Origin of the sequence: Methylobacterium sp. WL103 (assembly GCF_008039885.1) — a bacterium.
In the GTDB taxonomy this organism is placed as follows: domain Bacteria; phylum Pseudomonadota; class Alphaproteobacteria; order Rhizobiales; family Beijerinckiaceae; genus Methylobacterium; species Methylobacterium cerastii.
This window is the reverse complement of sequence record NZ_VRUX01000181.1, coordinates 1-7,385: the sequence shown is the minus strand read 5'-3', so window position 1 is coordinate 7,385 and position 7,385 is coordinate 1. Positions and strand designations below refer to the sequence as shown.

Genomic DNA, 7,385 nt, shown 5'->3' with positions numbered 1-7,385 from the left:
CGGCATCCCTTCTCGGAACGCCCAGCGCCGAATGACACTCAATAACGCCATGTCGATCACTCCATGACCCCCCGACCAAAAAGCCAGGGGTGGGTTCAGACACGGGTCACTTCTCGATGGAAACTTCGGGCTCCGCCGGGTCAACTCTCAACGGAAATCAACAGCCGATGAAGCCGCCTTCCTCGCGGAGGCTCCCGCGCACCTCCATCTCGCGCTTACGCTCGCTCTGTGGACCGGCCAGCGGCAAGGCGACCTCCTGCGGCTCACGTGGCACGCCTACGACGGCCGGGTGATTCGGCTGCAGCAATCGAAGACAGGGACACGTGTCGTCGTCCCTGTCGGCGCCCCCTTGAAGGCGGCTCTCGATCGGGCACCGCGCCATCCCACGATCCTCGCCACCATGAAGGGTGACGCTTGGACGGCGGACGGATTTCACACGTCCTGGCGAAAGGCGTGCAAGCGGGCAGGGGTCGTGGGCGTGACGTTCAATGACCTGCGGGGCACCGCCGTGACGCGGCTGGCACTTGCCGAATGCACCGAGGCCGAGATCGCGACGATCACCGGGCATGCGCTCCGGGACGTCCGCTCGATCCTCGACGCTCACTACCTCAACCGAGATCCTAGGTTGGGTGAGAGCGCGATCCGGAAGCTCGAAGCGAGAACGAAAGTTCCCAACTGAGCGTCCAACCGTGCCGTTATGTTCTAGTCAGAAAACGCGAAAAGCTTAGAGATTTCAAGTGGCTGGGGGACCTGGATTCGAACCAGGACCAGAGGAGTCAGAGTCCACCGTTCTACCGTTAAACTATCCCCCACCGAAGGGACGGAGGCCGCCTGCGATCCGGGCCGGCTAGAAGCCGGCGACCGCTCGGGAGGGGTCCGTCGTTCGGGAGCGCTCCCGTTAAGGGGAAAGCGCGGATGGGTCAACAGGGTTCGGCCGCGCTTTCGCGATTCCGGCTCGGCCCCATCCGCCGGCGCGGCGGTGCGAGGATCGCCGCGAAATCCCACAACCCTTTGGATTTGTAGGTTTGCCCCGGCACGGTGCGTTGCGTTCGTGCGCACGTTCGACAATATTCCAGCGCCCGGGTCGGGGCCCGACACTTCGGGCCGCAGTGCCCGCGACGGCGCCACAAGGCGCCGCGACAGAAGAAACGCCCGGATCGGGACACGGAGGAAACAGCCATGAGACTGACGACGCGCGCGTTCGTCGGCGCCCTGCTCGGCGCGACCGCACTGGCCACGCTCGGCGCCCTGCCGTCCCAGGCCGCAGACCCGATCAAGATCGGCGTGACCGGCCCCTATACCGGCGGCTCCTCCGCCATGGGCGTCTCGATGCGCGACGGCGCGCGCCTGGCGGCCGCCGAGATCAACAAGGCCGGCGGCGTGCTCGGCCGGCAGATCCAGCTCGTCGAGCGCGACGACGAGGCCAAGAACGAGGTCGGCGCCCAGGTGGCGCAGGAGCTCATCAGCAAGGAGAAGGTCGTCGCGACCTTGGGCTTCGTCAACACCGGCGTGGCGCTCGCCGCGCAGCGCTTCTACCAGGAAGCCGAGATCCCGGTGTTCAACAACGTCGCCACCGGCACGATCATCACCAACCAGTTCAAGGCGCCGGACTACGACAGCAACTACGTCTTCCGGAACTCGGCCTACGACGTGCTCCAGGCCGGCATGATGGTCGACGAGGCCGTCGCGCAGGGCCACAAGAAGATCGCCATCCTCGCCGACTCGACCAATTACGGCCAGCTCGGCCGCGAGGACATCGAGAAGTACCTCGGCGCCAAGGGCGTGAAGCCGGTCGTGGTCGAGAAGTTCAACATCAAGGACGTCGACATGACGGCCCAGCTGCTGAAGGCCCAGCAGGCCGGCGCCGACGTGATCCTCGCCTACGGCATCGGGCCGGAGCTGGCGCAGATCGCCAACGGCATGGCCAAGCTCGGCTGGAAGGTGCCGATGATCACCTCGTGGCCGGCCTCGATGCAGAGCTTCATCGACATCGCCGGCGCCAACGGCAACGGCGTGGTGATGCCGCAGACCTTCATCGAGGACAAGACGCTGCCCAAGCGCAAGGCCTTCCTCGAGGAATACTACAAGACCTACGGCGTGACGAAGATCCCGACCCCGGTCGCCGGCGCGCAGGGCTACGACTCGGTGTTCCTGATCGCCGCCGCGATCAAGCAGGCCGGCTCAACCGACGGGCCGAAGATCCGCGAGGCGCTGGAAAACCTGAAGGAGAAGGTCGAGGGCGTGGTGACGACCTACGACAAGCCCTTCACCGCCGCCGACCACAACGCGATCTCGCGCAACATGGTCGTGTTCGGGAAGGTGCAGGACGGCAAGATCGTCTACGCCAAGGACGCGGACGCCAAGAACGCGGGCGTCGTGCGCGTGAAGGAAAAGTCTTCCAACTGACGAATCCCGCCGCTTGCGCGGGATGAACCAAAGCCGCCGGAACGCTGACCCCAAGCGTCCGGCGGCGCGCGGCCTTCGGGCCGGTCCTCGCCGCGATCGCGAGCGGTCGCGGCGCGCGCCTCCCGCACGGGGGAGGGGACCCGCGCCGGCACGGAACCGGAACCGGGCGGCATGAACGAAAAGACCTTCACGGACGGGCGCGGGTGACACGATGACCATCTTCCTGCAGCTCGTCGCCTCCGGCGTCGCGGTCGGCATGATCTACGCCGCCATCGCCTTCGGCTACCAGCTCACCTTCGCCACCTCGAAGACGCTGAACTTCGGGCAGGGCGAGGCGCTGGCGCTCGGCGCCCTGTTCGGCCTCACGCTGGCGCCGTTCACCGGCTACTGGCTGATGATCCCGCTGGTGCTGGTCTTCGGCTTCGCGCTCGGCGCCGTCGTCGAGCGCCTCGGCGTGCGCCCGGCGGTGAAGATCAAGTCCGAGTACGGGTGGATCATGGCCACCATCGCGCTCGGCATCATCTTCCGGAACCTCGCCGAGAACATCTGGGGCCGCGACGACCTCAAGTTCCCCTCGCCGCTGCCCGAGGAGGCGCTCCAGCTCGGCGGCATCCGCATGCTGCCGATGGAGCTGCTGATCATCGCCGGCGCGCTGCTGATGATGCTCGCGGTCGAGATCTTCAATCGCAAGTCGATCTGGGGCAAGGCGGTGATCGCCACCTCGAACGACATCGACGCCGCCGGCCTGATGGGCATCAACACCAAGCGCGTCATCACGCTGTCCTACTCGATCAGCGCGATGACGGCGGCATTCGCCGGCGTGCTCGTCGCCCCGGTCACCCTCACCGGCGCCACCATGGGCGCGGTGCTGGCGCTCAAGGCCTTCGCGGTGGCGATCATCGGCGGCCTCGAATCCGGCCTCGGCGTCATCGTCGGCGGCCTGATCCTCGGCGTCGCCGAGACGCTGACCGGCTTCTACATCTCCACCGGCTACAAGGACGTGCCGGGCCTGATCCTGCTCCTCGTCGTGCTGTCGATCCGCCCCGTGGGGCTGTTCGGCAAGGCCGTGATCAAGAAAGTCTGAGCCGATGGCGCAATCCACCTTCGCGCCCGCCGCGGCCCCCGCGCCCTCGGCCTCCGCCGGGATCGGCCGGCATGTCGGCGCGCTCGGCGCCGTGCTCCTCGTGGTGTTCCTCGCCGCCTTCCCGCACGTGGTCACGAGCAGCTACTACATCCACCTGCTGCTGGTGATCGCGATCTACGCGATCCTGATCCTCGGGCTCGACATCGTCGTCGGCTATACCGGCCAGGTCAGCCTTGGCCATGCCGGCCTGTTCGGCGTCGGCGCCTACGCGGCGGCCGTGCTGTTCCTGCATTTCAAGCTCGGGATTTGGTGGGGGCTCCTCGCCGGAATCGGCGTCACCTCCGCCTTCGGCCTGCTGCTCGCGGTGCCGGCCTTGCGGGTCACCGGCCCGTACCTCGCCATGGTGACGCTCGCCTTCGGCACCATCGTCCAGATCTTCATCAACGAGCTGACGCCGATCACCAACGGGCCGCTCGGCATCACCCTGCCGCCGGCCCGCGTCATCGACTTCGCGATGTTCGGCATCACCCCACCCTGGGGCGCGGCCGGCCGCAAGCTCGAATTCTACTATCTCGTCTGCGCCTGCCTGCTGGTGACGATCGTGGTGGTGAACCGCATCGTGCGCTCGCCGTTCGGGCGCGCCTTCGAGGCGCTGCGCGACTCGCCGATCGCCTGCGACTGCATGGGCGTCAGCGTCTACCGCTACAAGGTCTACGCCTTCGTGGTCTCGGCGGCGCTCGCGGGCCTCGCCGGCGCGCTGTTCGCCTGGTCGGAGCGCTACGTCGCGCCGAACTCCTACGGCTTCGAGCTCACCGTGCTGTTCCTGCTCGCGGTGACGATGGGCGGCCGGAAGTCGCGGGCAGGACCCCTGATCGGGTCGGCCATCATCGTGATGATGCCCAACATCCTGGCCGACATCGACCTCGTGCGGATCATGGCCGGTCTCATCGCCGCGGTGGCCGTCGTCGTCGGCATCCAGGCCTTCGTGCGGAAGGCCGAGAACCGCTTCGCCATCCTCGTGCCGGTGGTGCTCTGCATCCTGTTCCTGCCGGCGACGCTGGCGCTGCAATCGGTCACCGACTTCCGGCTCAGCGTGTTCGGCCTGCTGATCCTGTTCGTCGTCTACTACCTGCCCGACGGCATCGTCGGCTTCCTGCGCGAGAAGATCCCGGCGCTCCGCCCGGCCCACACCGCGGAGGGCAAGGCGCTCTCGGCCGACGGCGACGCGCTCATCGCGCAGCGCGGCAAGGCCGCCGGGACCGAGGCGCTGCTCAAGGTCGAGCAGGCCCTGATGCAGTTCGGCGGCCTAAAGGCGCTGGCCGGCATCGACCTGTCGGTGAAGCCCGGCACGATCCACGGGCTGATCGGCCCGAACGGCTCGGGCAAGAGCACGATGATGAACGTGCTCACCGGCATCTACAAACCCACCGCCGGATCGGTGACCCTGGCCGCCGCCGGCAGCGCCGCCAAGCGCCTCGACGGGCGCACGCCCTCAGAGATCGCGCTATCCGGCGTCGCCCGCACCTTCCAGAACGTCCAGCTCTTCCGCGAGATGACGGCCCTGGAGAACGTACTCGTCGGCCTGCACCACGCTTTCCACGGCACGATCTTCGACGCGATCCTCGGCACGCCGCGGCGCAAGCGCGAGGAACGCGAGGCCCGCACCCGCGCCATGGCGATCCTCGACTTCATGGGGCTGGCGAGCCTCGCGCAGGTCGAGGCCCGCAACCTGCCCTACGGCAAGCAGCGCCTGCTCGAGATCGGCCGCGCGCTGGCGCTCGATCCCGTGCTGTTGTTGCTCGACGAACCCGCCGCCGGCCTGACCGCTCCCGACATCGCGGACCTTACCGCGATCATCCGCAAGATCCGCAACGCCGGCATCACCGTCATCCTGATCGAGCACCACATGGACGTGGTGATGGGCCTGTGCGACCGCGTCAGCGTGCTCGATTTCGGGCATAAGATCGCCGAGGGCGGCGCCCGCGAGGTGCAGGCCGACCCGAAGGTGATCGAGGCCTATCTCGGCGCCCCCGACGACATGGGCGGCACGGCCAGTGATGCTGGCAAGGACGCCGGTAAAGATGCCGGCAGGGAGCCAGCCCATGCTTGAGGTCGCCAACCTGTCGGCCGGCTACGGCCAGATCGAGGTCCTGCACGGGCTCTCGTTCCAGGTGCCGAAGGGCAAGGTCGTGACGCTGATCGGCTCGAACGGGGCCGGCAAGACCACGACGATGCGGGCGCTCTCGGGCATGATCCAGCCGCGTTCGGGCTCGATCAAGCTCGCCGGCCGAGAGATCTCGGGCCTCGACAGCCACGACGTGGCGCGGGCCGGCCTCGCCCACTCGCCGGAGGGACGCCGGGTGTTCCCGACGCTGTCGGTCGAGGACAACCTGACGCTCGGCGCCTTCCCGCGGCTCACCGGCTCGCGGCCGAAGGGCGACGTCGCCGCCGACCGCGAACGCGCCTACGCGCTGTTCCCGCGGCTCAAGGAGCGCCGGCTGCAACTCGCCGGCACTCTGTCGGGCGGCGAGCAACAGATGCTCGCCATGGGCCGCGCCCTGATGCTGCGCCCCGACATCCTGCTGCTGGACGAGCCCTCGATGGGCTTGGCGCCGAAGCTCGTCGAGGAGGTGTTCCGCATCATCCGCCAGCTCAAGGAGGAGCAGGTGACGATGCTGCTCGTCGAGCAGTTCGCCATGGCGGCTCTGGGCGTGGCCGACTACGGCTACGTCCTCGAGAACGGCCGCATCCGGTTCCAGGGGCCGGCCGCCCAGCTCAAGAGCGATCCGGCGGTGCGGGCGGCCTATCTCGGCGGCGACCACTGATGGCGCCCTCCGGGCGTCCGCTCGGATCGCGCCCGCCCGGGCGCCCGCTTGGCAATCCGGGGGGCGAGCCCCTACCTGTCGCCGGGCGACACCCCGGAGACACCCTTGGCACACGACGATTCAGGCCCCACCCAGATGCACGCCACCACCATCCTGATGGTGCGCAAGGGCGGCCGCGTCGTCATCGGCGGCGACGGCCAGGTCAGCCTCGGCCAGACCATCGTGAAGGGCAACGCCCGCAAGGTCCGGCGGTTGGCCAAGGGCGCGGTGATCGGCGGCTTCGCCGGCGCGACGGCCGACGCCTTCACCCTGTTCGAGCGGCTTGAGGCCAAGCTCGAACAGTATCCCGGGCAGCTCACCCGCGCCTGCGTCGAGCTGACCAAGGATTGGCGCACCGACCGCTACCTCCGCCGCCTCGAGGCGATGATGCTGGTGGCCGACAAGGACGTCAGCCTGCTGCTCTCGGGCGCGGGCGACGTGCTGGAGCCGGAGGGCGGCGTGATGGCGATCGGCTCAGGGGGCAACTACGCCCTGTCGGCCGCGCGCGCCCTGGAGGACACCGACCTCGACGCCGAGGCGATCGTGCGCAAGGCGATGCGGATCGCCGCCGAGATCTGCGTCTACACCAACGGCAGCCTCGTCCTCGAGTCCCTCGACGCGGACTCGGTCTAACCCTCACCCAATCCGTCCCGACGGCCCTGGGGCCGCCGGGAGGCTGCTTGGCCCGCTACTTGTCGAAGCTGTAATCGAGGTCGATGCCGTCCTTGCCGTCGTCGCTGGCCTTGAAGGTCATCTTCATGCGCTTCTCGGTCGTGCCCGTGTCCTGGGTCTCGTCCCAGACCGAGGTGTAGCGGCAGGTCATCCGCTTGGCCTTGCGATCCTCGAAGACCGTCTCGGGCTCGACCAGCGCCTTGAGCCGGCGCTTGCCGTCCTTGAAGTCGGGGGCGCCGTTGACTGAGGCCATCAAATCCGTGCGCACCGCGTCCTGCGCGCAGAGCCCACTCGCTGGGGCGGGCGGAGCCGCCGCGACGACCGGGGCCGGAGCGGGCGTCGTCGGCGCGGGCGCAGGC

General features: G+C 68.4%; 5 protein-coding genes, 1 tRNA gene and 2 pseudogenes. 6 read left to right on the top strand and 2 right to left on the bottom strand.

The window, feature by feature from the left end; translation table 11 throughout:
* Positions 1 to 199 precede the first annotated feature (199 nt).
* A pseudogene (locus FV222_RS12755) lies at positions 200 to 679 on the top strand (tyrosine-type recombinase/integrase); the annotation flags it as partial.
* Positions 680 to 738: 59 nt separating this feature from the next.
* Here the strand turns inward: FV222_RS12755 and FV222_RS12750 are convergent.
* Positions 739 to 812: transfer RNA gene (locus tag FV222_RS12750), tRNA-Gln, on the bottom strand.
* A 367-nt stretch (positions 813 to 1,179) separates the two neighbouring features.
* On the opposite strand from FV222_RS12750, the gene FV222_RS12745 reads away from it, so the two are divergent.
* The 5 genes from FV222_RS12745 to hslV all read left to right on the top strand — a co-directional run bounded on the left by FV222_RS12745 (position 1,180) and on the right by hslV (position 6,987).
* On the top strand, positions 1,180 to 2,406 hold the full coding sequence (locus tag FV222_RS12745; protein WP_147751474.1) for an ABC transporter substrate-binding protein: 1,227 nt from the start codon (positions 1,180 to 1,182) through the stop codon (positions 2,404 to 2,406).
* A 211-nt stretch (positions 2,407 to 2,617) separates the two neighbouring features.
* Positions 2,618 to 3,490, top strand: a complete 873-nt coding sequence (locus FV222_RS12740) for a branched-chain amino acid ABC transporter permease (protein ID WP_147764072.1) — start codon at positions 2,618 to 2,620, stop codon at positions 3,488 to 3,490.
* 4 nt (positions 3,491 to 3,494) lie between these two features.
* Positions 3,495 to 5,600 carry a branched-chain amino acid ABC transporter ATP-binding protein/permease gene (locus FV222_RS12735; RefSeq protein WP_147814521.1) on the top strand — a complete coding sequence of 702 codons (2,106 nt, stop codon included), beginning with the start codon at positions 3,495 to 3,497 and terminating at the stop codon, positions 5,598 to 5,600.
* Positions 5,593 to 6,315 carry an ABC transporter ATP-binding protein gene (locus tag FV222_RS12730; protein ID WP_147814519.1) on the top strand — a complete coding sequence of 241 codons (723 nt, stop codon included), beginning with the start codon at positions 5,593 to 5,595 and terminating at the stop codon, positions 6,313 to 6,315. The genes FV222_RS12735 and FV222_RS12730 overlap by 8 nt, the downstream gene beginning before the upstream one ends.
* A 135-nt stretch (positions 6,316 to 6,450) precedes the next feature.
* Complete coding sequence (hslV, locus tag FV222_RS12725) at positions 6,451 to 6,987, top strand: ATP-dependent protease subunit HslV (RefSeq protein WP_147814523.1); 537 nt, start codon at positions 6,451 to 6,453, stop codon at positions 6,985 to 6,987.
* A 55-nt stretch (positions 6,988 to 7,042) separates the two neighbouring features.
* Here the strand turns inward: hslV and FV222_RS12720 are convergent.
* Positions 7,043 to 7,385, bottom strand: a pseudogene (locus FV222_RS12720) (hypothetical protein); the annotation flags it as partial.